22 protein-coding genes and 1 pseudogene are annotated in these 23957 nt (G+C 41.1%); 13 read left to right on the top strand and 10 right to left on the bottom strand.

Annotated elements, in window-relative coordinates; all coding sequences use genetic code 11:
* Positions 1-84: 84 nt before the first annotated feature.
* The gene (gene rpsT, locus ACE01U_RS04350) at positions 85-351 is read right to left on the bottom strand and encodes a 30S ribosomal protein S20 (RefSeq protein WP_086207597.1); all 267 of its coding nucleotides are present in this window, start codon (positions 349-351) and stop codon (positions 85-87) included.
* A gap of 213 nt (positions 352-564) precedes the next feature.
* Between rpsT and ACE01U_RS04345 the strand changes: the two genes are divergently transcribed.
* The 3 genes from ACE01U_RS04345 to ACE01U_RS04335 are packed head-to-tail and all read left to right on the top strand — an operon-like array spanning position 565 to position 2575.
* Positions 565-1230, top strand: a complete 666-nt coding sequence (locus ACE01U_RS04345; RefSeq protein ID WP_110974130.1) for a Rossmann-fold NAD(P)-binding domain-containing protein — start codon at positions 565-567, stop codon at positions 1228-1230.
* 8 nt (positions 1231-1238) lie between these two features.
* Entirely contained in the window at positions 1239-1751 is a 513-nt protein-coding gene (gene rraA / locus ACE01U_RS04340) for a ribonuclease E activity regulator RraA (RefSeq protein WP_086207595.1), read from the top strand.
* Between the two features lie 44 nt (positions 1752-1795).
* Positions 1796-2575 carry a glutathione S-transferase N-terminal domain-containing protein gene (locus ACE01U_RS04335; protein WP_395578794.1) on the top strand — a complete coding sequence of 260 codons (780 nt, stop codon included), beginning with the start codon at positions 1796-1798 and terminating at the stop codon, positions 2573-2575.
* Positions 2576-2732: 157 nt separating this feature from the next.
* Here the strand turns inward: ACE01U_RS04335 and ACE01U_RS04330 are convergent, their stop codons facing one another.
* Both ACE01U_RS04330 and ACE01U_RS04325 read right to left on the bottom strand, forming a co-directional pair.
* The gene (locus ACE01U_RS04330) at positions 2733-3644 is read right to left on the bottom strand and encodes an alpha/beta fold hydrolase (RefSeq protein WP_395578793.1); all 912 of its coding nucleotides are present in this window, start codon (positions 3642-3644) and stop codon (positions 2733-2735) included.
* 21 nt (positions 3645-3665) lie between these two features.
* Positions 3666-4205 carry a PadR family transcriptional regulator gene (locus tag ACE01U_RS04325; RefSeq protein WP_086208224.1) on the bottom strand — a complete coding sequence of 180 codons (540 nt, stop codon included), beginning with the start codon at positions 4203-4205 and terminating at the stop codon, positions 3666-3668.
* 169 nt (positions 4206-4374) lie between these two features.
* Here ACE01U_RS04325 and ACE01U_RS04320 point away from each other — a divergent pair, with 169 nt between their 5' ends.
* The 3 genes from ACE01U_RS04320 to ACE01U_RS04310 all read left to right on the top strand — a co-directional run bounded on the left by ACE01U_RS04320 (position 4375) and on the right by ACE01U_RS04310 (position 8168).
* Positions 4375-6399, top strand: a complete 2025-nt coding sequence (locus tag ACE01U_RS04320; RefSeq protein ID WP_110974127.1) for an NADPH-dependent 2,4-dienoyl-CoA reductase — start codon at positions 4375-4377, stop codon at positions 6397-6399.
* Between the two features lie 178 nt (positions 6400-6577).
* Entirely contained in the window at positions 6578-6991 is a 414-nt protein-coding gene (locus ACE01U_RS04315; protein WP_110974126.1) for a nuclear transport factor 2 family protein, read from the top strand.
* A 79-nt stretch (positions 6992-7070) separates the two neighbouring features.
* Complete coding sequence (locus ACE01U_RS04310; RefSeq protein WP_395578792.1) at positions 7071-8168, top strand: YheT family hydrolase; 1098 nt, start codon at positions 7071-7073, stop codon at positions 8166-8168.
* A 57-nt stretch (positions 8169-8225) separates the two neighbouring features.
* On the opposite strand, the pseudogene ACE01U_RS04305 reads toward ACE01U_RS04310, so the two are convergent.
* Together ACE01U_RS04305 and dkgB are read right to left on the bottom strand one after the other, a co-directional pair.
* Positions 8226-9397 (bottom strand): annotated as a pseudogene (locus tag ACE01U_RS04305) (MFS transporter).
* Positions 9387-10211: a 2,5-didehydrogluconate reductase DkgB gene (gene dkgB, locus ACE01U_RS04300; RefSeq protein ID WP_395578791.1), complete on the bottom strand. Its 825-nt coding sequence runs from the start codon at positions 10209-10211 to the stop codon at positions 9387-9389. The pseudogene ACE01U_RS04305 and the gene dkgB overlap by 11 nt, the downstream one beginning before the upstream one ends.
* A 110-nt stretch (positions 10212-10321) precedes the next feature.
* Between dkgB and ACE01U_RS04295 the strand changes: the two genes are divergently transcribed.
* Positions 10322-11212: a LysR family transcriptional regulator gene (locus ACE01U_RS04295; RefSeq protein WP_087526769.1), complete on the top strand. Its 891-nt coding sequence runs from the start codon at positions 10322-10324 to the stop codon at positions 11210-11212.
* A 58-nt stretch (positions 11213-11270) separates the two neighbouring features.
* Here the strand turns inward: ACE01U_RS04295 and ACE01U_RS04290 are convergent, their stop codons facing one another.
* On the bottom strand, positions 11271-11669 hold the full coding sequence (locus ACE01U_RS04290; RefSeq protein ID WP_010326968.1) for a hypothetical protein: 399 nt from the start codon (positions 11667-11669) through the stop codon (positions 11271-11273).
* Positions 11670-11895: 226 nt separating this feature from the next.
* Here ACE01U_RS04290 and pyrG point away from each other — a divergent pair, with 226 nt between their 5' ends.
* The 6 genes from pyrG (at position 11896) to rodA (ending at position 18114) form a co-directional block, all read left to right on the top strand.
* A complete protein-coding gene (gene pyrG / locus ACE01U_RS04285; protein ID WP_395578790.1) occupies positions 11896-13536 on the top strand; it encodes a CTP synthase in 1641 nt (546 codons plus the stop codon).
* A 31-nt stretch (positions 13537-13567) separates the two neighbouring features.
* The gene (kdsA, locus tag ACE01U_RS04280) at positions 13568-14425 is read left to right on the top strand and encodes a 3-deoxy-8-phosphooctulonate synthase (protein WP_086207586.1); all 858 of its coding nucleotides are present in this window, start codon (positions 13568-13570) and stop codon (positions 14423-14425) included.
* A gap of 60 nt (positions 14426-14485) precedes the next feature.
* Positions 14486-15775 carry a phosphopyruvate hydratase gene (eno, locus tag ACE01U_RS04275; protein ID WP_110974122.1) on the top strand — a complete coding sequence of 430 codons (1290 nt, stop codon included), beginning with the start codon at positions 14486-14488 and terminating at the stop codon, positions 15773-15775.
* 13 nt (positions 15776-15788) lie between these two features.
* Positions 15789-16184: a septum formation initiator family protein gene (locus tag ACE01U_RS04270; protein WP_291373854.1), complete on the top strand. Its 396-nt coding sequence runs from the start codon at positions 15789-15791 to the stop codon at positions 16182-16184.
* Positions 16153-16863: a 2-C-methyl-D-erythritol 4-phosphate cytidylyltransferase gene (ispD, locus tag ACE01U_RS04265; protein WP_395578789.1), complete on the top strand. Its 711-nt coding sequence runs from the start codon at positions 16153-16155 to the stop codon at positions 16861-16863. The genes ACE01U_RS04270 and ispD overlap by 32 nt, the downstream gene beginning before the upstream one ends.
* Before the next feature lie 114 nt (positions 16864-16977).
* Entirely contained in the window at positions 16978-18114 is a 1137-nt protein-coding gene (rodA, locus tag ACE01U_RS04260; protein ID WP_086207582.1) for a rod shape-determining protein RodA, read from the top strand.
* A gap of 82 nt (positions 18115-18196) precedes the next feature.
* Here the strand turns inward: rodA and ACE01U_RS04255 are convergent, their stop codons facing one another.
* The 4 genes from ACE01U_RS04255 to betA all read right to left on the bottom strand — a co-directional run bounded on the left by ACE01U_RS04255 (position 18197) and on the right by betA (position 23878).
* Complete coding sequence (locus ACE01U_RS04255) at positions 18197-18682, bottom strand: hypothetical protein (RefSeq protein WP_395578788.1); 486 nt, start codon at positions 18680-18682, stop codon at positions 18197-18199.
* Between the two features lie 56 nt (positions 18683-18738).
* Entirely contained in the window at positions 18739-20013 is a 1275-nt protein-coding gene (locus ACE01U_RS04250) for an MFS transporter (protein WP_395578787.1), read from the bottom strand.
* Positions 20014-20086: 73 nt separating this feature from the next.
* Entirely contained in the window at positions 20087-21721 is a 1635-nt protein-coding gene (mqo, locus tag ACE01U_RS04245) for a malate dehydrogenase (quinone) (RefSeq protein ID WP_395578786.1), read from the bottom strand.
* Positions 21722-22213: 492 nt separating this feature from the next.
* Entirely contained in the window at positions 22214-23878 is a 1665-nt protein-coding gene (gene betA / locus ACE01U_RS04240) for a choline dehydrogenase (RefSeq protein ID WP_395578785.1), read from the bottom strand.
* Positions 23879-23957 lie beyond the last annotated feature (79 nt).

Genomic DNA, 23957 nt, shown 5'->3' with positions numbered 1-23957 from the left:
ATGCATCAAAAGTGATATGAGCGGCCGTAGGGAAAATTAGATACAAAAAAAGCCCTTTAAAAAGGGCTTTTTTTAATGCATAAATTAGTTAGCTAAAGCTTTAACTTGTGCATTTAAACGGCTCTTATGACGAGCAGCTTTGTTCTTATGGATGATACCTTTATCAGCCATACGATCAATTACTGGTACAGCAGTTTTGTATGCTTCAGAAGCAACTGCATGATCACCAGCAGCGATAGCAGCTACTGTACGTTTGATGTATGTACGAACCATAGAACGTAAGCTAGCGTTGTGTTTGCGTGCTTTAACGTTTTGACGAGCACGTTTTTTAGCTTGAGCAGAGTTTGCCACTCGTGCACTCCTTGAATTAAATTGGTCTGGGCGGGCTGAAATTCAAACTGAAAACCACATCAGAAGAACAATCACCAGCCCGTAAACAAGTGCCATATTTTGATTAATATACGCCATGAAGTCAAGTCTTGACATGCCTTGACCATATTTAAGATACATAAAAATTTTAAAGAAACGTTAAGATTAGCCATCTACATGGGAGTTTGTATAAAAATGACACAAAATATAGAACAAGCGATTGTGATTGGAGCAACAGGTTTAGTGGGTTTAAACCTGATTCAACAATTACAGCAACTCGAAGATTGTAGCAAAATTTTAGCGGTAGTTAGAAGACATAATGTTGAGCTCGATCGGTATGATAAAGTACAGCAACTTGAGCTGGATGACTTTCTCTTGCTAAACCATGAGGATGTACAAGGCTTTAGTCATGCTTTTAGTTGTTTGGGCACAACACTGAAAAAAGCAGGCTCTAAAGAAAATTTCTATGCCATAGATTATGTAGTGAATGCACATTTTGCTGAATTATTTGTTTTAACCAAAACGCATTATTTGTTGATTAGTGCTTTAGGTGCACAAGCAAATTCAAAACTGTTCTATAACCGAGTCAAAGGCGAGCTTGAAGATACGATTCGGGGGCTTGGGCTAGATAAAGTAAGTATATTACAACCGTCTTTATTGATTGGCCAACGTAGTGAAAATCGTTTACTTGAAGATATTTTCCAAAAAGGCTATTTGAAACTTTCGCACTTTATACCGAATCATTTTAAATATAAGCCAGTGACAGCAGAGCAAGTGGCTCATACTATGGTGGAGGCTGCTCAAACGCAGACCAATAAATTTGAAATCTATGATAATTTACGCATACAAAAGACAAAATGAGGGGAAGTGTGGTGACGACAGCATTTGTGACATGTGATTTATTGGATGATCATCCTGAGCTTGATTTACAAGTGGTAACGCCATCCATGGATGGTAAGTTCTTTCAAAGTTATGGCGCACGCAAAACCTTTGCGGGTCAGGTCGTGACAGTGAAATGCTTTGAAGATAACTCTCGTGTGAAAGAGCTTCTCGCAACTGAAGGGGCAGGTAAGGTGTTGGTTGTTGATGGTGGAGCTTCGATGCGCTGCGCATTGATGGGGGACTTGATTGCTGAATCGGCTGTGAAAAATCATTGGAATGGTGTGGTGATTTATGGTTGTGTGCGTGATGTTGACGCCATTGCTGAATTAGACTTGGGTGTACATGCCTTAGCAGCTATCCCGCAAAAAAGTCAGCGTAAAGGTGTAGGTGAGGTAGATATTGACTTGCATTTTGGTGGAGTCAGCATTCAATCGGGTGACTATATCTATGCAGATAATAACGGTATTGTGATTTCAAAAGAAAAATTAGTAGAAGTATAAAAACTTTTTCATGGTGACCTGAATACAACATAGGGACGTACATTATGGTGAAGCATCAAATTAAAGTGATTCAAGCTCTTTTTTCGGGACTGACTCAAGGTGGGCGTGGTGTAACGGGAACGCCGTATCCTAACCAACCAGAGCAAGCTTTAAAGCTCTATGAATTTGAAGGTTCGCCATACTGTCGCCGTGTGCGTGAAGTGTTGACTTTGCTCAATTTGGATTATGAAGTGTATCCATGTCCTAAGGGTGGTACTAAATATCGTCCCCTAGTGAAACAGTTAGGTGGTAAGACTCAGTTTCCATTCTTGGTGGATGAAAATACAGATACCAAGTTGTACGAGTCAGAAGACATCATTCACTATTTATTTGCACAGTATGGTCGAAGTGGTAACACGCCGAAAAAGTATGCACATTATCCTAAAACACCTTATGTCGCTTATGTGGGCACGTTGGTAAATGGCGCGCGTGGTGTTTGGTTGAATAAAAAAATTAAAAATCGTGCCGCACCTGAACAATTGCTTCAACTGTGGGGATTTGAAGCCAGTCCATATACACGTGTTGTGCGGGGGGTGCTGACTGAACTGGAGTTAGCATTTAAATTTAATAATGTGCCGAAAGAACGTTGGCAAGATCAAGGTCCTGCCGTACTACGCTTAAAGCCAGGCAAATATGTCCCACTTGCAGGTGGAAAGCGTGAGCAAGTTGTGCAAGTGATGGGGCGTGATATTCAAGTGCCTTATCTCGTCGATCCGAATACAGGCACGGCATTGTTTGAGTCAGCGGATATTGTTGCTTATCTCAAGCAGACCTATGCAGCATAAAAAGAGGCATCTCAAAGAGATGCCTCTTTTGATTTCTAAGCATTGATGTTTTATCAGGTTGATCTGATTTTTTTGTCATTACAATGGAATGATTAATTGTATTTATCTTCAGCTGTTATAAAAATATTTATCATTTGACTGATAATACGATATACATTTAAACATCCGCAGCTTTGAGGAAACGTATAATTTCTTTGGAAAATTTGAGCGGTTCGCTTAACAGCGGTGTGTGCCCTGACTTTTTGAAGATCACTGTTTTGGCATAAGGTACGCTTGATGCAATCAGTTTTTGTCCTTGTGAAGGATAGAGCTTAGACATCTCACCTATAAAGAATGTGGTGGGACGGTCAATCTGACTCAGCGCGAGACGATAATCTTCTTGATGGTAAAGATAATTATGGATGTACCAAGCCATATAGTCTAAACGCTGAATAGGAAGCATAAACTTCTGTAAGCGTGGCTGTTGAAAAGCTTTTTGAAATAAAACTGTGCTTCGAGATGGCTTGGCTTGCAGTTGCATAAACGCGAACCAGTAGTCGACCAGTTGTGTGCGAGTCGTTGGCTTTAGTTCAGACACCAAATTGTACTGAGTATTTTGTGCCAAAAGTTCCGTAATGTTTTGTAAGATGGTTTTAAAATCTTTATGTTTTTCTGCAAATAGACCATGTGACCATTCTGCATCTACGCAAATTTTAGGGGTTTGGTCAATGTGTAGATAACTATGTACATGTTTTTGAAAGTGACCGTATTGCAGGCCATGCATAGCTGTGGTGGCCCCCATAGAATAGGCAATAACACGAAATTGATGATGTGTTTGTTGTTCTAAAAAACAATTTAAATCTTGCCAATGGCTAGAGATAGCGTCTAGTTTTGGAATTCGACACTGTGCTGAACCACCAAAGCCACGCCAATCGGGAATATAAAAACGATATTTTTTCCGATGTTGAAATAAAAAAGGGAGCCATTGCCAGCTTTGCATGCCTAAACCAGAAAGTACGAGTACAGGCTCGCCTTGTCCAAATTCGCGAACATAGAGTTTTTCACCATCGGGCATCGTATAGTGTGGCATGGTCAATCCTTTGTATGATTTTTATTTTTCAAATGTTTTAAGCGTGGGAATAATGGTTTCTAACCATTCAATCCAGCCGACCTCTAAATTGATCCCAAGTTGTAAGATCATTTTATGAATATACAAGGTTCGATCATGAGGATCTGCCTGTCCAAAATCTTTAGCAAAAATCGTTTGGTAAATCTGTAATTTTTCTTTATGTAGAGCTAAATGGCGTTCCAGCTCAGGTAAGACAGCGTTACCACCTAACTGAGCTTCAACACGAAGTCTCACCATGACTTCTTCTCTTAGTTGAGCAGGTGGACTTTGTTTTACCAACCAATCTGCCAATTCTGTGCGTCCAAGTTGTTCAACTTGATAGGTTTTTTTTCTAGACGTTGCACCATCTTCTTCTATGGTTGAGATCCAGCCTTTGCTCTGCATAGCGCTGAGTTCTCTATAAATTTGTTGATGTGTTGCATTCCAAAAGAAGCCCATTGAACGGTCAAAGCGACGTGCTAACTCAATGCCTGTACTTGGTTTTTCAATCAAACTGGTCAATAAAACATGAGCTAATGACATTTTGGTAATATTTCGCAAATAAAATGGACGTAGAGTCATTATGCAACATGTTGCATAAAAAACAAATCTCGATTATAAAGATAAAAAGTATGCAACTTGTTGCATTAAATAGTTTGATTTAACCTTGTATTTAAAATACCAGCCAGCGAAAGCACGCCAAGGAGTATATATGTCTAATTATCCGCATTTACTTGCGCCTTTAGATTTAGGCTTTACCACATTAAAAAACCGTGTACTCATGGGATCTATGCATATTGGATTAGAGGAAGCACCAAACGGTTATAATCGTATGGCCGCATTCTATGCAGAGCGTGCAGCAGGTGGTGTAGGACTGATCGTAACAGGTGGTATTTCACCGAATGATGCAGGTTTGACTTTTGCAGGTGGTGCAAAGTTAGATAGCCGTGAAGAAGCTGACAAACATAAAGTGATTACGGAAGCTGTGCATGCGGCTGGTGGTAAAATTGCAATGCAAATTTTACATACAGGCCGCTATTCTTATCAGCCAGAGTTGGTTGCACCTTCTGCAATTCAAGCACCTATTAATCCTACTAAGCCACATGCTTTAACGTCTGCTGAGGTGAATCAGACCATTGCAGATTTTGCTCATTGTGCAAAGTTGGCACAGTATGCAGGCTATGATGGCGTCGAAATCATGGGTTCAGAAGGATACTTAATTAATGAATTCATTGCAGCGCGTACCAATCATCGTGATGATGAATGGGGTGGAAGTTATGAAAACCGTATTCGTTTCCCAATAGAAATTGTCAAACGTACACGTGAAGAGGTGGGTGAAAACTTCATTATTATCTATCGTTTATCCATGTTGGATTTGGTCGAAGGTGGTTCAAGCTTAGAAGAAGTAATTCAGCTTGCTAAAGAAATCGAAAAAGCGGGCGCAACAATTATTAATACAGGGATTGGTTGGCATGAAGCACGTATTCCGACCATTGCAACCAAAGTCCCACGTGCTGCATTTACATGGGTAACTGAAAAATTAAAAGGCATTGTCAAAGTGCCATTGATTACGTCAAACCGTATCAATACTCCTGAAATGGCTGAGCATGTATTGGCGTCAGGTCACGCAGACATGATCTCTATGGCACGACCAATGCTAGCTGATTCAGAGTTTGTCCTTAAGGCAGAGCAGGGTCGTAGTGATGAAATCAATACCTGTATCGGCTGTAACCAAGCGTGTTTAGACCATATTTTCTCGATGAAAATTGCGACCTGTTTAGTCAACCCGCGTGCATGCTATGAAACTGAACTGATTTTTAAAGAAAGTGCAGAAAAGAAAAATATCGCAGTGATTGGTGCTGGCCCTGCAGGTTTAAGCTTTGCTACTTATGCTGCTGAGCGTGGGCATCAAGTGACAGTGTTTGATGCAGCCAATCAAATTGGTGGACAGTTTAATATTGCAAAAACGGTTCCGGGCAAAGAAGAGTTCTACGAAACTATTCGTTATTTTAAACGTAAAATAGAGTTGCAACCTAATATCCGTTTGGTTCTTAATCATTTAGTAACTTATGAAGAACTACAAGATGCAGATTATGACGATATCGTTGTTGCGACAGGGGTGACGCCACGTGAATTGAACATTCCGGGTGTGGATCATCCAAAAGTACTAACGTACATCCAAGCACTTAAAGAGCGTTTACCTGTTGGGCGCCGTGTAGCCATTATTGGTGCAGGTGGGATTGGTTTTGATACAGCAGAATATTTAAGCCATGAAGGTGAAAGCGGTAGTCTAAACCCTGAAAAATTCTATGATGAATGGGGTATTGATACCAGTTATGCACATGTCGGCGGTTTAAAACAGCCTAGCGTTGAGCAGTCTGAGCGTGAAATTTACTTATTGCAGCGTAAGTCGAATGCGGTAGGTGCAGGCTTGGGTAAAACGACAGGTTGGATTCACCGTACTGGTTTGAAGCATCGTGATGTAAAAATGATTGCAGGTGCAAGTTACGACAAGATTGATGATCAAGGACTACACATTACTGTCAATGATCAGCCAACAGTATTAGAAGTGGATAATGTCATTATTTGCGCAGGTCAAGAGTCTTACACAGCTATGTATGATCAGTTAAAAGCAGATGGTAAGAATGTGCATTTAATTGGTGGTGCAAAAGAAGCGGGTGAGTTAGATGCAAAGCGTGCAATTCGTCAAGGCGCTGAATTAGCTGCAACTATTTAAAGCATCATCATTTTTGAATCAGTTGAATAAATTGTAAACAAGTCCCTCTCCTTTAAGGAAGGGGGATGAGAGGTGTTGTCAGAAATATGAGTATTTTTCCTCACCTCTACCTTTTCTAGAAGGTCAAACTGTCTTCATTTGATTTATTAAAAACATTCAAATTCATAGGGATAGAATAATGAGCATAGCAATAACAAAACAAGCACTGCAACGTTGGCATGAGATGATCAACAACCGTGATATGGGTGCTTTAAGTGAGCTCTTGGCCGAAGATGTCGTGTTTCGCTCTCCAGTGGCTTTTAATCCTTACTCAGGGAAGCAAGTTGTTTTTTTTATTTTGAGTAATGTGATTCAGGTTTTTGAAAACTTTACTTACCACCGTGAATTTTTTACAGAAGATGGTTTAAGTGTCGTTCTTGAGTTTTCAGCCAATGTAGGCGAAAAAAAGCTCAAAGGGATTGACATGATTCGTTTTAATGAGCAAGGTCAAATTGTAGATTTTGAAGTGATGATTCGTCCTAAGTCGGGGCTAGAGGCCTTAGCTGTACAAATGGGACAGCGAATGGCAGCGTTTGCACCTCAAGCTGGATGATAAAGGTGTGACTTGTTATTTATAGTTAGGCACGAAAATTGATGCATCACTAAGAAAGATAGGAAAAGAAGGTATTGATATGAATGCTGTGTTCAGTTTGCTAAATCAATTACGTCAAACGGCATTGGATCGAGTAACTGGTGCGGAACACCCGAAACTTTTTCTTAATCCGCAAGGTGAAATTCAAGAGACGATAGGTGCACTACCACAGCTTCAACAAAAGTACCGACCGACACCGTGGTTATCCAACTCGCATGCCCATCTTTTGTATTTTGATGTGATTCGGAAACGTCAAATTCAATTAGAGTATGATCATTTTGATCAATTAGAGATGCAAGACGGTGGGGTCACAGGCATTATGTGGTTCGGTTATGACTTACCTGAAGCGACGCCAACGGTTGTGGTCATGCATACGATTACAGGTTCGCCTGAAAGTATGCGTGAGGTGGTACGTGACTTAAATCGCTATACAGGTTGGCGCATTGCACTCTGTTTACGCCGTGGTCATGCTGACCTACCTATGCCTGTACCGAAAATGAATCTTTTCGGTTCAACTGATGATTTACGTGAACAAATTGCCTTTATTCAAAGCACATTTCCAACTTCAACTCTTTTTGCCGTAGGTTCTTCTGCGGGCACGGGGCTTTTAGTGCGTTATTTGGGAGAAGAGGGTAATCAAACCCCTTTTAAAGCGGCTTTTGCCCTGTGCCCAGGCTATAATACGGAGCTGGGTTTTGTAAATGTACATCCCTTTTACAGTAAAGTCATGACCAAGAAACTGTTTAAGAAATTTATTTTTCCTTACCACCAAACGTGGCAACAAACGACCTCTGTATCGCAAGTCTTAATGACCAAAACCTTGGCTGAGTTTGAATCGAGTTATTATGAAATGGCGGGTTATGTAGACTATGACAGTTATAACCAAGCCACAAATCCAATCTATGTATTTGAAAATGTCGCCATTCCATTGCTGATTTTAAATGCAGAGGATGATCCCGTCTGTCACATTAAGAACTTCGAACCGTATAAAGATATGATTCAAAAAATGCCGAATATTGCTGTAGTGACGACGAAAAAGGGCAGTCATTGTGGTTTCTATGAAGGGACGCTCAATACCGAGTCTTGGGCAACCAAGTTGATTGCGGACTTTTTGAAACTGGAACAACAAAAACACTAAATATAAAAAGACCTACAGTAGTGTAGGTCTTTTTTGATTGGATTCGTCATCTAAAACTTAGACGGCTTCACAAGCTTTCTTGCTGAGACCAAATTTCATCTGCAGTAAAACTAAGATCAAGGCCATAAAGCTGAGCGCGGCACCTGTATATGAAACTGCTGCATAGCTGAGTTGCAGACTCAGTACCGTTGCACCTGCAAAGGCACCTAAGGCATTACCTAAGTTAAACGCACCAATGTTGACTGAAGAGGCGAGTCCAGGCGCATCTTCTGCGACCGACATGACGCGCATTTGCAGTGGCGGTACAACCGCAAATGCTGCCGCACCCCAAATCACCAAGCCAATCGCTGCACCAGTAGTTGTTTGCGCTAGTACGGGGAAAATAAGCATCATCAGCATTAAAAGGACAAGGAAGCCTATCAGGGTTTTCTCTAAGGATAGATCGGCAAACTTTCCGCCAAAATGGTTACCAATAGAGAAACCGATCCCGATTAAAACCAACATGAAGGTGATGGTTTGTGGTGATGCATGCATAAATACGTGTAGGCGCTCGGAGCAATGTAGGTATATAACGCAAACATTGCGCTCGCGCTCATGACCGTGGTTAGTAAGGCAAGGACGACAGGCGCACGTGTTAAAACGCGCAATTCTTTTGCCACATTCGGTTTAACCACATCGTGATCTTGTGGAAGCGCTTTCCATAGTGCCAACATGGTCATGATGCCTAAGATTGAAATTGCAGCAAAAGCCACGCGCCAACTGGTATTTTGACTGAGCCACGTTGCAAGTGGGACACCGCCAATATTGGCAATGGTGAGGCCCATAAACATCATAGCGACCGCACTGGCTTGTTTGTCTTTAGGCACTACACTTGAGGCTACGACTGAACCTAAACCGAAGAATGCGCCATGGTTTAAACTGGTCATTAAACGTGCTCCCATCAGGCTTATATAATCAGGCGCAACGGTTGCCAACACATTTCCGATCGTAAAAATTGCCATCAATAGGATTAAAGCTGTTTTCTTAGGAAAGCGTGCCAGCCATAAGGTCATGAGCGGAGCCCCAATCATGACGCCTACTGCATAAGCACTAATCAGCAGTCCAGCTTGTGGAATTGACACGGACAAATCATTGGCAATTTCAGGCAAAAAGCCCATGGGTGAAAACTCGGTGGTTCCAATGGCAAAAGCACCCACTGCAAGCGCCAAAAGTGGAAAATTAATTTTCATAGCGATGCTCATCCCAAATGGGAGCTAATCCTTCAGGATTCACTTCACGTTGATTTCGGTCTAATTGCGTAATTGCCATCATTTCTTCAGTCGAGAGTTGAATCTCTTGTGCCTTTAAGTTGGATATCAAGTGTTCGCGTTTGGTTGAAGAGGGTATGACTGCAAAACCACGTTGTAATGCCCAAGCTAAGCTAATTTGTGCAGTGGATACCTGATGTTGCTGCGCGATCCGCATTAGAATTGGATCATGCAAAACCTTACCGTAAGCGAGTGTCATATATGAAGTGACATCAATGTTTTGAGCTTGGAGGAAATCAACCAACTTATGGTTTTGTAGATAGGGGCTGAGCTCAATTTGGTTGGTTGCGATATTTTCTAACCCAATACTCTCTATTGCCTGTTGAGTCAGCTCAATATTGAAGTTAGAAATACCAATGTGTTCGGTCAAACCTTGTTGTTTTGCTTCCAATAAATTCTGCATGAGTTCTGTAATGTTCACACCTGCGCTTGGGGCAGGCCAGTGGATCAAGGTTAGATTTACTGCATCGGTTTTTAATTTGTTCAAACTTTCTTTTAAACTTGGAATCAATTTTTCGGCTGAATAATTTTCCGTCCAAATTTTTGTGGTGAGAAAAAGATCTTGACGATTGATACCACTCAGCTCAAGGGCTTGACCAACTTCGGCTTCATTACCATAGATTTGAGCAGTATCGACTGCGCGATAACCGACTTCTAACGCAGTTTTCACAGACTGAATGACAGTATCACCTGTTAAACGGAAAGTGCCTAAGCCGAATTGAGGAACGATATTCATTTTTTACTCGATAACTTGTTTCATGGAATGAGGCTATTTTGTAGAAAAAGGGCTTGCTTAAAAACTGGGTAATTTGCAAAATATTATTGACTAATAATCAATAATTAAACATGAAATCAACCATAGAAGAATTAACGGCTTTTGTGAGCATTGTTGATAGTGGCTCTATCGTCAAAGCTGCGCAGCAGTTAGATCAAACTACATCGGGTGTCAGCCGTGCATTGCAACGTTTAGAGTCGAAGTTGAATGTGACTTTGCTGGAGCGAACGACACGGAAGCTCAAGCTGACTTATGAAGGGCAGCAGTTCCTGCTAAAGGCGCGTAAGATTTTACTTGATCTGACCGAAGCTGAAGAGAGTCTGCAAAATACTGATGCGGAGGCGTCTGGTTTGATTCGGATTGATTCAGCAACGCCCTTTGTATTGCATGTGATTGTGCCGCTGATTGAAGAGTTTATGCAGTGCTATCCAAAAATTGATATAGAAATTACCAATCACGATCAGGTCATAGATTTACTTGAACATAAAACCGATGTTGCGATTCGGTTTGGTGAGTTGGCGGATTCAAGCTTACATGCCAAGCTGCTTTGTAAAAGTCGTTTATATATAGTGGCAAGCCCTACTTATGTGCAAAAACATGGTCTACCTAAAAATCCAGCAGAATTAAGCTCACACACTTTGCTTGGTTTTAGCCAACCTGCACATTTAAATACGTGGCCTATTCAGTTGGAGGATGAACCTTTAACTATTCAGGCCAAAATTAAATGCTCAAATGGAGAAACGGTTCGCCAGTTGGCATTGCAAGGGGCAGGGATTGCATGTTTGTCACGTTTTATGGTTGAACAAGATATTCAACATGGGCGGTTTATTGCTTTGCTGGAAGATCAGATTCAGATTAAAGAGCAGAAAATACATGCGGTCTACTATCAACAGAACTATGTGCCAAAACGTATTCGCTTGTTTATCGACTTTCTTGCAGAAAAATTAAAAGCTTATTTATAAGTTGACAATAAAAAAACCCGATATTAATCGGGTTTTTTAATCGTCTAAACAGCGATGATTAGTTTTCTAAAGCTGGTGTCGCTGCTGCAATTGCTGCTGCAACCGCATCATCTTCAGTTTGTGTATTTGGGTTTGTATTGCTTGGGCGCGCTTGCGTTGGTTTTTCTTCAGCCTTTGGTGCCTCTGCTTTAGGTGCAGGCTCTGCTGCTGGAGCAGGTGCTGGTGTTTCACGACGTATTTCAGTGGTGGTGTTCGGCGTTTCTTCGCGAATCACTTCAACTTGTGCTGGAATCTCAGGTTCTGATGCTTCTAAGGGTTGAAGTTCAACAGGTTGTTGTTGCTCTGTTGTTACTTCAACTTGTTCTTGTTCATCTTCTTTAGGTGCTTCTTTCTTTACACATGCTGTTAATAGTAAACCTGCTGCAATTGCACCACAAATTAAAAGTTTTTTATTCATAATTACACAAAATTGAGTGTTTGAGGGATTTCACTAGTATAACAGCAAAATGCAAGATGAAAATCCTATGAACTTAGCTTAATTTTATCTGCCAAATGCTGATAGAATATCCAATTGTTTATTGTTCTATGAATTGATGCGGATTGACTTTGCTTTATTGGTGCAAGGTAAAGTAAAATTGCGCAACATTGCAGGCCGAATTAGGCTCGATTGTACGAGAAACCCAATGACCCATTTTATTTTCGTGACTGGTGGTGTAGTTTCATCACTAGGTAAAGGTATTTCAGCTGCTTCAGTTGCTGCGCTTTTAGAAGCCCGTGGATTAAAAGTAACCATGGTAAAAATGGATCCATACATTAATGTCGATCCAGGGACTATGAGCCCATTCCAACATGGTGAAGTTTTTGTCACAGAGGATGGTGCAGAAACCGATTTAGACTTGGGTTATTACGAACGTTTCTTGCGTCGTGCGAAAATGACCAAGTTAAATAACTTTACTTCTGGTCGCGTATACCAAGACGTTTTAAATAAAGAACGCCGTGGTGACTACCTTGGTGGAACTGTTCAAGTTATTCCACACATTACAGACAACATCAAAGAGCGTGTACTTCGTGCCGGCGAAGGTTATGACGTTGCGATTGTTGAAATTGGCGGCACAGTAGGTGACATCGAATCTCTCCCATTCATGGAATCTGTACGTCAACTGATGGTTGAGCTAGGTCATAAGCGCACCATGCTTATGCACTTAACTTTGCTTCCATATATCAAATCTGCGGCAGAGTTGAAAACAAAACCAACGCAGCACTCGGTAAAAGAACTGCTATCAATTGGTATTCAACCCGACATTTTAATCTGTCGTACTGAACACGATGTTGATGCAGACACGACCCGTAAAATTGCTTTGTTTACCAACGTTGAAGCACGTGCAGTTGTGGTGTGTAAAGATGCGCGTAGCATTTACCAAATTCCACGTACCTTCTACGAACAAAATGTTGATGATTTAATTTGTGAACGTTTTGGTTTTAACGACTTGCCTGAAGCTAACTTGACGGACTGGGACAATGTCGTAGAGGCATTACTTAACCCTGAATACACTGTACGTGTTGCAATGGTGGGTAAATATGTTGAACTGCCAGATGCTTATAAGTCTGTCAATGAAGCACTATTACATGCAGGCATTCAGAATCGCGTTAAAGTGCAAATTGACTATGTCAATGCTGAAGAACTTGAAAGCCAAGATGTAAGCGAAGTATTAAAAGATATGGACGCAATCTTGGTGCCAGGTGGTTTTGGTGAGCGTGGTACTGAAGGGAAAATGCAAGCGATTAGATTCGCACGTGAAAACGGTGTTCCATTCTTAGGTATCTGTTTAGGTATGCAGTTGGCTGTGATTGAATATGCGCGCAATGTTGCTGGCATTAGTGATGCAACGTCTACTGAATTTAACCGTTCAACAAAATCTCCATTAATTGGTCTTATTACTGAATGGTTAGATGAGCGTGGCGAAGTTCAACAGCGTAATGTTGATTCTGACCTTGGTGGTACGATGCGTTTGGGTGCTCAAAAATCAGAATTGGTTGAAGGCACAAAAACCCGTGAAGTGTATGGTTCAGCAGACATTATTGAGCGTCACCGTCACCGCTATGAGATGAATAACCGTTTTATTCCTGCGCTTGAAGAGGCTGGGATGAAAGTTTCTGGTTACTCACCAGTGCAGCACTTGGTAGAAACAGTTGAAATTCCTCAACATCCTTGGTTTATTGCTGTACAATTCCACCCAGAATTTACAAGTTCACCACGTGATGGACACCCATTATTTGCTAGTTTTATTGACGCTGCTAAAACACAGCATAAAAAAGCAAAGTAATCTGGGTTAATAAATAAACTAGGAAGTTTAAATGTCACAATTAAAACCACAAGAAATTGTACGTTTAGGCGATATACAAATGGCAAACCACTTGCCATTTGTACTATTCGGCGGCATGAATGTACTTGAGTCTAAAGACTTGGCTTTTGAAATTGCAGAGACTTATGTCGATATCTGTAAGCGTTTGGAGATTCCTTACGTATTTAAAGCGAGCTTTGATAAAGCCAACCGTTCGAGCTTGAACTCGTTTCGAGGTCCAGGCCTAGAAAAAGGAATTGAGTGGTTAGCTGACATTAAAAAACACTTCAATGTGCCTATCATTACAGATGTACATGAGCCTTACCAAGCTGCACCTGTAGCTGAAGTTGCAGACATTATCCAACTTCCTGCTTTTTTGAGTCGTCAGACTGATTTGGTTGAAGCGATGGCAAAAACAGATGCTATTATCAACATTAAAAAAGCACAATTTCTTGCACCACACGAAATGCGTCATATCTTGCATAAGTGTTTAGAGGCAGGAAATGACAAACTCATTATTTGTGAACGTGGTTCAGCATTTGGCTATAACAATTTGGTTGTAGACATGTTGGGTTTTGACATCATGAAAGAAATGAATGTCCCTGTGTTTTTTGATGTGACTCATGCGCTTCAAACACCAGGTGGTCGCTCGGATTCTGCGGGTGGTCGTCGTGCGCAAATCACGACGCTTGCTCGTGCAGGTATGGCAACAGGTTTAGCTGGTCTATTCTTGGAAGCACATCCAGATCCAGAAAAAGCCAAGTGTGATGGTCCATGTGCATTACGTATGTCTCAGCTTGAGCCATTCTTAGCACAACTCAAAGAATTGGATACCTTGGTTAAAGGTTTCAAAAAGTTAGATACACACTAAATTATAAACTCATTGGTGCTATCTAAAGCATCTCGTTATTAATCTACTGAGGAATTGTTCATGAGCCAAATCGTTGACATCCGTGCACGTGAAATTTTGGACTCTCGTGGTAACCCAACCATCGAAGCAGACGTAATCTTAGCATCTGGCGTAGTTGGCCGTGCATGTGCACCATCTGGTGCTTCAACTGGTTCTCGTGAAGCTTTAGAACTTCGTGATGGCGACAAAGCACGCTATTTAGGTAAGGGTGTTAAAAATGCGGTTAATAACGTAAACACTTTGATCCGTGATGCTCTAGTGGGTAAATCAGTATTTGAACAAAAAGACATCGACAACACGATGATCGCACTTGATGGTACTGAAAACAAAGAAAAATTGGGTGCAAATGCAACTTTAGCGGTATCGCTAGCTGCTGCACGTGCTGCTGCTGATGAAAAGAAAATTCCTCTTTTCCAATACATCGCAGACTTACGCGGTCAAACTACTTTGACTATGCCTGTACCAATGATGAACATCATCAATGGTGGTTCGCATGCAGATAACAACGTAGACATCCAAGAGTTCATGATTGAGCCTGTAGGTTTTACTTCATTCTCTGAAGCGCTTCGTGCGGGTGCGGAAATCTTCCATTCTCTAAAATCAGTTTTAAACAAAAAAGGTTTAAACACTGCTGTAGGTGATGAAGGTGGTTTTGCACCGAACTTACGTTCAAACGAAGAAGCGATCACTGTTATTCTTGAAGCGATTGGTCAAACTGGTTACAAAGCAGGTTCTGATATTATGCTTGCGCTTGACTGTGCATCTTCAGAATTTTACAAAAATGGTCAGTACATCCTTGCTGGTGAAGGCAATAAAGCATTCACAAGCAACCAGTTCTCTGACTATTTAGCGGGCCTTGTAAACCAATATCCAATTATCTCTATTGAAGATGGTTTAGATGAGTCAGATTGGGAAGGTTGGTCTTACTTGACATCTATCCTTGGTGATAAAATCCAGTTGGTGGGTGATGACTTGTTCGTTACAAACCCAAAAATCCTTCAACGTGGTATTAATGAGAAAGTAGGTAACTCTATTTTAATCAAATACAACCAAATCGGTACGTTGACTGAAACTCTAGATGCGATCTATCTTGCGAAAGCAAATGGTTATAGCACTGTTATTTCACATCGTTCAGGTGAAACTGAAGATTCTACTATTGCGGATCTTGCGGTAGGTACTGCTGCTGGTCAAATCAAGACAGGTTCACTTTGCCGTTCTGACCGCGTAGCGAAATACAACCAATTGCTTCGTATTGAAGAATTGACAAATGCTGCTTACCGCGGTAAAGCTGAGTTTAAAGGTTTAAACTAAGCGACTGATGTCAATGTTAAATGTATTCGACTCGTTGATGAGTAAAGTACTACTAGGCCTTGCGATCATTTTGATCGCAGGGTTTCAGTATTTATACTGGTTTGGTGAGGGTGGTTATCAAGACCATTTACAACTCACACAAAAAATTCAACAACAAACTGAAATTAATAACGACTTAAAAGAACGTAATCGTGTCTTGGCGGCAGAAGTGTATGATTTGAAGAATGGTATTGAAGCCATTGAAGAGCATGCGCGCTTGGACTTGGGTTTAATCAAACCGCGTGAAACGTTTATTCAAATGAGTACCATCAGTACTCAATATAAACCTGTTTATATTAATCCAAACGCCCAAATTGATTTGCGGACCAATGAAGACGATGAGCCTGAACTCCCTCCAGCTACCCCATAAATTGTGGGCGATTATTCCTGCTGCAGGTTCTGGAAGTCGTTTCTCTAAATCAGAGCTGAAACAATACCAAATGATTGGTCAAAAAACTGTGCTTGAGCATACAGTTTCTCGTCTAAATCATTTACCTTTACAAGGCTATGTTTTGGCGATTAGTTCAGATGATGATGTTGCTCAAAGTTTGCCTTTTACCAATATGGAAAAAGCACATTTCTGTGAAGGTGGTGCCGAGCGTGTAAACTCGGTGCTCAATGCGCTCAATTATCTTTCCACAATCGCTAATGCTGACGACTGGGTCTTTGTGCATGATGCAGCACGTCCATGTGTAACGCAGGATTGTCTATGGCAACTGGTTGATACTGCTATTCAGTTCAATACAGGGGCGATTTTAGCGATTCCTGTTAGAGATACTTTAAAGCGAGTGGTCTCAGCGCAAAATATTCAAGAAACGATTGACCGTTCACAGCTTTGGCAGGCACAAACCCCACAGATTGCTAAACTGGGTGTTTTGAAGTCAGCCATTGAGCATGCACTTGTAGCAAATGCAGTCATTACCGACGAAGCTAGTGCTTTGGAGTTTGTAGGTCAACCCGTTCAGGTTGTACAAGGCCGCTCCGATAATATTAAAATTACCTATCCTGATGACCTAGAGCTTGCACGCCTCATTTTAGCAGCACAATAAAAAAATAATTGGGTTTATTGGGTTAAAACTACAGAAATATGGGTTTGAATGATGTTATCTAAAACACTTTAAACTTATAATTTGCCCTGTCTTTAGCTCATTCAAATTACGCAAATGATACCATCACAACAGTATCGTTTTTTACGTCAGTCTTTACGTGACGGCAGAAGCATTAAACATGACTCATCTCGTTGGGCTAAACTACATTTAGATCCATGGCTTTTATGTTTTCTTATTTTAAATGCCATTTTGGGCTTGCTGGTAATCTATAGTGCCTCAGCACAAGATATGGGGATGGTATTTCGCCAAGCCACCAGTTTTGCTGTAGGCTTCATTGTGATGATTATCTGTGCGCAAATTCCACCCAAAGTCTATCAGGCCATTAGTCCTTATTTTTTCATCTTCGCAGTGATTTTGATGGTACTGGTCTTGGTTGTGGGTGAAACTCGAATGGGAGCAAGGCGCTGGATCAGTCTGCCGGGTATAGGCAGTATGCAGCCTTCTGAGTTTATGAAGTTTGCTATGCCTTTAATGATGGCGTGGTACTTCGCAGGTCGTGCTTTTCCACCGAAGTTTATGCATATTGTGATTTCGTTGGGCATTATGATGTTGCCGTTTTTATTGGCAGCTTTGCAACCTGACTTAAACTTAGGCCTCTTGATTCCCGGGGTATGTGTCATTTTCCTCAGTGGTATTTCTTGGCGTCTGATTGCTTTGGCCTGTGGTGCTTTAGCTGTTGCTACACCTTTGCTGTGGATGTTCTTTTTACAAGAATATCAGAAAAAGCGAGTGCTCACTTTATTTGATCCTGAGTCAGATGCATTGGGTGCGGGTTGGAATATTATCCAATCCAAGATTGCCATTGGTTCAGGTGGCTTAATGGGGAAGGGCTTTACGGAAGGCACACAGTCACATTTAGGGTATTTGCCTGAGCACCATACCGACTTCATTATGTCAACCTATGCGGAAGAGTTTGGCTTTATTGGGGTGTTCTTGCTGTTTAGTTTGTTTGCGGCCATTATCATTCGTTGTTTGATTATTGGTATGAACAGCTTCCATAATTTTGGGCGTTTATATGCGGGTGCTGTGGGCTTAACATTCTTCTTTTTTGTATTGTTAAACTCTGGGATGGTGAGTGGGATTTTACCTGTAACAGGTGATCCATTGCCACTGATGAGTTATGGTGGAACCGCGGTGATTACCATGCTGGCTAGCATGGGAATTGTAATGTCGATTCATACTCATCGCTAAAGTTTAAAAGAATCAAGCCAGCGACATTGCTGGCTTTTTTGTGCTTAAAATAAGAAGAAAACGCTAACTGTTTTTTGTTTTTTTATAAAGCACCATATTGTTGCCATGTTTCGCCTGTATGTAGGCTGTCATAATAGTTTTGCAGAGTGTTCAAGTCGTGATGTTGCGTATAGACCAGTACTAATAGCCCAAAAATTAAAGCCGCCTTCAATAGATTTAAATGCGAATGTTGCTGTGAAAAATAGCCTAAGCTAAGTAGGGTGAGTATGACTGAGGGAAGAATGGCAATACTTTCATGCTGAGAAAGAAACGTCCAATGATTGAGATAAACCAGACTTAAAATGAGTCCAATCAATCCCATATAGTTGTAGATCTTTTTATTTACAGATGCTTTAAAAACAAGGATGGTTTGAAAAATTAAAACCAGACCACTGAAAAGGTACGCACTTTTTCCACCAATAATCACACTATAGATTGCATTGAATAGGCAATAAGCCAACAACACGGATAGTACGAAAGAATAGAGTCTGGCATAGAGAGTGTGTGAAAAGGGCAGAATCTGTTTCATAATTTGCTCTATTGAAAACTCACATCGTATTAAAAGGGGATTTGAAGCTTAACATGCTATTCACTTTTTACCATGATGGTATGTTTTTTCTGTATTGGCGATGTTTTGAATAAATGGCGCGTACGAGTTGAACTTAGACCACAAATTATTAAGCATAGTGTCCCACCAATAAGCACTGCTGGCACCACAGAAAAATAACGCGTCATCAGGCTCATGTGTAGTGCACCGAGCTGATTGCCTGAAGTCACTAAGATGCCATTTAACGCTGCAACACGCCCTAATAGTACTTTCGGTGGGAGTTGCTGTAATAAGGTTTGTCGAATGACCATGCTGATGCTATCAAAGGCGCCGATTAAAACAAGGAAGAAGGCTGAGAGCCAAAGATGTGAGGAGAGTGCAAAAGCTAAAGTGCACAAAGCAATTGCAAAACTACTATAGAGCATGTTTCTCCATGCATTTTGCATTGGAGAATAACAGGTCAGTATTAACATCATGATACAGGCGCCAATAGCTGGTGCTGCTCTGAGTATACCTAAGCCTTCAACGCCCAAATGCAGGATATCGTGTGCAAAAATAGGTAGTAAGATAATGACACTACAAAAAAGCATAGTACTGAGATCTAGCAGCATACTCCAAAACATCAGTGGATGTTTAAAGATAAACAAATAGGCCTCTTTTAAGCTTTTGCTTAAATGTTGTTTATGCGGACTAGGGAATTGACGAGGACTTAATCCGAATAAGCAGATGCTACCCATGCAACATAAGAAAAAAACAATAAAGAGGGTTTTTTCAAGCCCAAGTTGGCCAAGTAAAAGTCCTGCACATAAAGGTGCTAAAATTCCGCCCATTTGCCAAATGAGTGCAGTCCAAGTGGCTGCATTGCTATAGGCTGATTCTGGGGTGAGAAAAGGGCGTAATGAATTAAATGATGGGCTGTAAACTCCTCTAAGTATGCCTAAGCAAAAGATGAGGCTATAAATGCCACATAAAAGTGTATTTTGTTGAATGTGTTGTTGTTGGTACTGAGAAAAAAGAACCATAAATAGTAAGGGAATTAGAGTGCTACAGCTAAAACTCCACTGCACAATTTTTTGCCGGTTATAGCGGTCAGCCCAGTCACCACTAATAAGAGAGAGGCAAATAAAGGGAAGTAACTCAATTAAGGCAATGATGCCAAGGCTCAGTGGATTCTGAGTGAGTTGATAGACGCTATAGGCAATGACGACTTCTTGAATCATGATGGCTAGAATTAAACACAACTGATTGGCACTCAGAAGTGAAAAATCACGTGAACGAAAAGCCAAAAAAGCGTCGGAATGGAAAAGCGACATAAACAGAATAGTTTCAAATATGAATTAAAAAAAGGATGGCGCAAAGTCCATCCTTTTTAGGGTTTAAAGCGGATTACTGTGCTTTTGCTACCGCAACAGTTTCGTCATTTGCAGCTTTTGCCATAGGTGTATATTTCAAACCTAGGGTTGTGCTGGTGTACTGGCGAACTTGGTCAAGAAGAACAGGATTGGTGCTGAGTTCTTGTTGGTACGATTTTACAATTTCATGTAATTTCGGATTCCATTTACCTTCTACTTGTTGAGGGAATGCTTTCTCAAGCAAGCTCAACATAATATAAGGAGAAGTTGAAGCACCAGGGGATGCACCTAATAGGGCAGTCACAGCACCGTCTTGGGATGCAAAAATCTCGGTACCAAATTGCAAGCTTGCAGGTTTGCCTGGTTCTTTCTTAATGATTTGAACACGTTGACCACCTTGATTCATGCGCCAGTCTTCTGGTTTTGCATCAGGGTAGTATTTTTTCAACTCGTTAAAACGGTCGGCATCGGTCATCATGACTTGGCTAACTAAGTATTTCACCAAATCAAGATTTTCCATACCCACAGCAGTCATGGGTAAAACGTTGTTCTTAGTGGTTGATTTCAATAAATCAAGCTGAGAACCTTGTTTTAAGAACTTGTTTGAATAAGTCGCAAATGGACCAAACAACACATATTTTTTACCGTCGATATAACGTGTATCAATATGTGGAACAGACATTGGAGGTGCGCCTAATTCAGCACGACCATAAACTTTTGCAGTATGGCCTTCGGTGACTTTCGGGTTGTCGGTCATTAAGAACACGCCACCTACAGGGAAGCCAGCATATTGCTTCGCTTCTGGTAAGCCTGTCATTTGTAAAAGTTTAACCGCTGCACCGCCTGCACCAATAAAGACAAAGCGCGTTTTCACATGATCTGTTTTACCTGTAGTGAGGTTTTTAAATGCAACAGTCCACGTTTTATCATCGTTTTGGCTAATGCCAGTCACTTCAGTCGATGTTTGTAGCTGGAAGTTAGATTGTTTTTTAAGGTGATCGACCAATTGAGTGGTGATTGAACCATAGTTCACATCCGAACCTACATCCATGCGTGTTGCAGCTACTTTCTGTGCAGCATCACGGCCATTCATCACCAAAGGTGCCCATTGTTTAATTTCAGCAGGATTTTCAGAGAATTTCATGCCATAAAACATTGGGTTTTTAACCATTGCAGCATAACGTTTTTCGAGGAAATTCACGTTATCGCCCCAAACGAAAGCAATGTGCGGTACAGGGTTGATGAAACTATTGGGTTGTCCCAAAACACCTTCTTTGACTTGATAAGACCAGAACTGTTTTGCAACTTCAAATTGTTCAGCCACTTTTACAGCTTTGGTAATGTCCATTTTCCCATCTTTTTCAGAGGTATAGTTCATTTCCATAAAGCCAGAGTGACCTGTGCCTGCATTGTTGAAGCCATTAGAGCTTTCTTGTGCAACTTTGTCTAGGCGTTCATACATGCGAATTTGCCAGTTTGGCTCAAGTTCACTAAGGTATGTGCCTAGGGTTGCACTCATGATGCCACCACCAACTAAGACTGCGTCAACAACAGGCTCGTTGCTGGTGGTTTGAATTTTTTTAGACGTGACGGGTCTAAATAAGAAAATTACGACTGCAATAATAAGCAGTACGATCAATACAAAAAGGTATTTTAAAAATTTGTTCATGCGATTATGACCTTGGGGACAGGTTTTGGATCGCTTTATAGCGAAGAGAAAATAACAATTATGGTGATAGAGATGCTTGTAAAAAATTAGCTTGGCAGAATTGAAGTAATACTTAAAAGCTCAAGCAGCCAAAGATTAACTTTTTAAGCTATCACGCATTTTTGATTTATGGATATTTTAGACTAAATATGTATTGACTTAGTAATTTTTATTGTAAATGAGTTCGGTTAAATTATAAATATCAGTGATGTTTGCTTTTATTCATTGTTTTTATTGAGTTTTATTTAGGTGTAATTTCTGTATTTAAAATACAGATGTTGAATATCTATACAAGAGTCCAATTTTTTTAACGTTTAAATGTATAAGTTGAGTTGGAAAGTAAGTCCTAAAAATAAAGTAAGTTGTGATTATGTTGTTTTAGAAAATATGAATAATTGCCTGACCTTATTATCCTAAAGCTAAATAAAAGGTCAGGTTTTACGCCATTAATATTTATGCGATTTCGGCGCGATAAAATGGAGCAGTTGAACGTGGTAAGGCTTGGTGACCACGTATTTGATCCGCGATTTTTTCAGCCATCATAATGGTGGTTGCATTTAAGTTACCTGTGATAATGAGCGGCATAATCGACGCATCAACAACACGTAAATTTTGCATCCCATGTACACGACCTTGTCCATCGACTACCGCCATATCATCTTCCCCCATTTTACAACTACAGGATGGATGATAAGCCGTTTCAGCATGATTACGTACAAACTCGTCCAATTCAGCGTCGGTTTGTATCTCTTTTCCAGGGCTGATTTCTTCGCCTCGATAAGGATCAAGCGCAGGTTGTTGCATGATTTCTCGAGTAATACGGATGGCATCACGAAATTCCTGCCAGTCTTGTTCTGTCGACATGTAGTTAAATAAAATACTTGGATGGTCGAAAGGATTCTTAGAGGTCACATGTACTCGACCGCGTGAAGGTGAGCGCATCGAACCGACATGGGCTTGGAAGCCATGTTCTTTGACAGCATTGCTGCCATTATAGTTAATTGCAACAGGTAAAAAGTGATATTGAATATTTGGCCAAGCAAACTCTTTAGATGATCGAATAAAGCCGCCTGCTTCAAACTGGTTGCTTGCTCCAATCCCAGTACCGTTAAATAGCCACTCTGCACCAATTGCAGGTTGGTTTTGCCATTTTAAAGCAGGGTAGAGAGAAACGGGTTGCGTGCACTTATATTGTAAGTACATTTCTAAATGATCTTGCAGGTTTTCACCTACACCCGGTAAGTCGTGTACAACTGGAATGTCGAGAGATTGAAGTAAGGTGCTTGAACCCACACCTGAACGTTGCAAAATTTGCGGTGATGCAATCGCTCCAGCACAAAGTAGAACTTCCTTATTGGCATAGACCTGAAGCAAGTTGTTTTGATTAGCACCTTGAATATATTCAACACCAATTGCTTGTTTGCCATTAAACAAAATTTGATTGGTCATGGCATGGGTAGTAATAGTTAGATTCGCGCGACCTTTGGCCATATCCAAATAGCCACGTGCGGTGCTTGAACGTCGACCTTTGGGGGTTACGGTTCGATCCATTGGGCCGAAACCTTCTTGTTGATAACCATTTAAATCATCGGTGCGTGGATAGCCTGCTTGCACACCCGCTTCAACCATGGCGTGGAATAAAACGTTATTGTCTGCTTTAGGCGTGGCAACAGAAACAGGGCCAGCATCACCATGATAATCATTGCCACCAATATCACGGGTTTCAGCCTTTTTGTAGTAAGGAAGACAGTCCGCATAGCTCCAGTCTTCAAGACCTTTAAGGGTTGACCACTGTTCTAAATCCATGGCATTTCCACGGATATAACACATGCCATTAATGAGGGACGAACCGCCTAAGCCTTTACCGCGTCCACATTCCATACGACGGTTGTTCATGTGGGGTTCTGGGTCGGTTAAATATGCCCAGTTATAACGACGCCCTTGCAAAGGATAGGCCAAAGCAGCGGGCATTTGGGTGCGAAAGTCGAGACGATAATCAGGTCCACCCGCTTCGAGTAAGAGTACCGAAACATCTGGGTCTTCGGTTAGGCGAGCAGCCAGTACATTACCTGCAGAACCTGCGCCAATAATAATATAATCGTAGTGTTGAGAATGCATAATGATCCTTTTTCTATGGCAGGGCCACGTTGCATGAGAACGTGGCCACATGTTGAGTTGAGGATGAAAAGAGAATAAA

The sequence above is a fragment of the Acinetobacter halobius genome, assembly GCF_044130335.1.
In the GTDB taxonomy this organism is placed as follows: domain Bacteria; phylum Pseudomonadota; class Gammaproteobacteria; order Pseudomonadales; family Moraxellaceae; genus Acinetobacter.
This window is presented reverse-complemented; position numbering and strand designations above follow the sequence as displayed.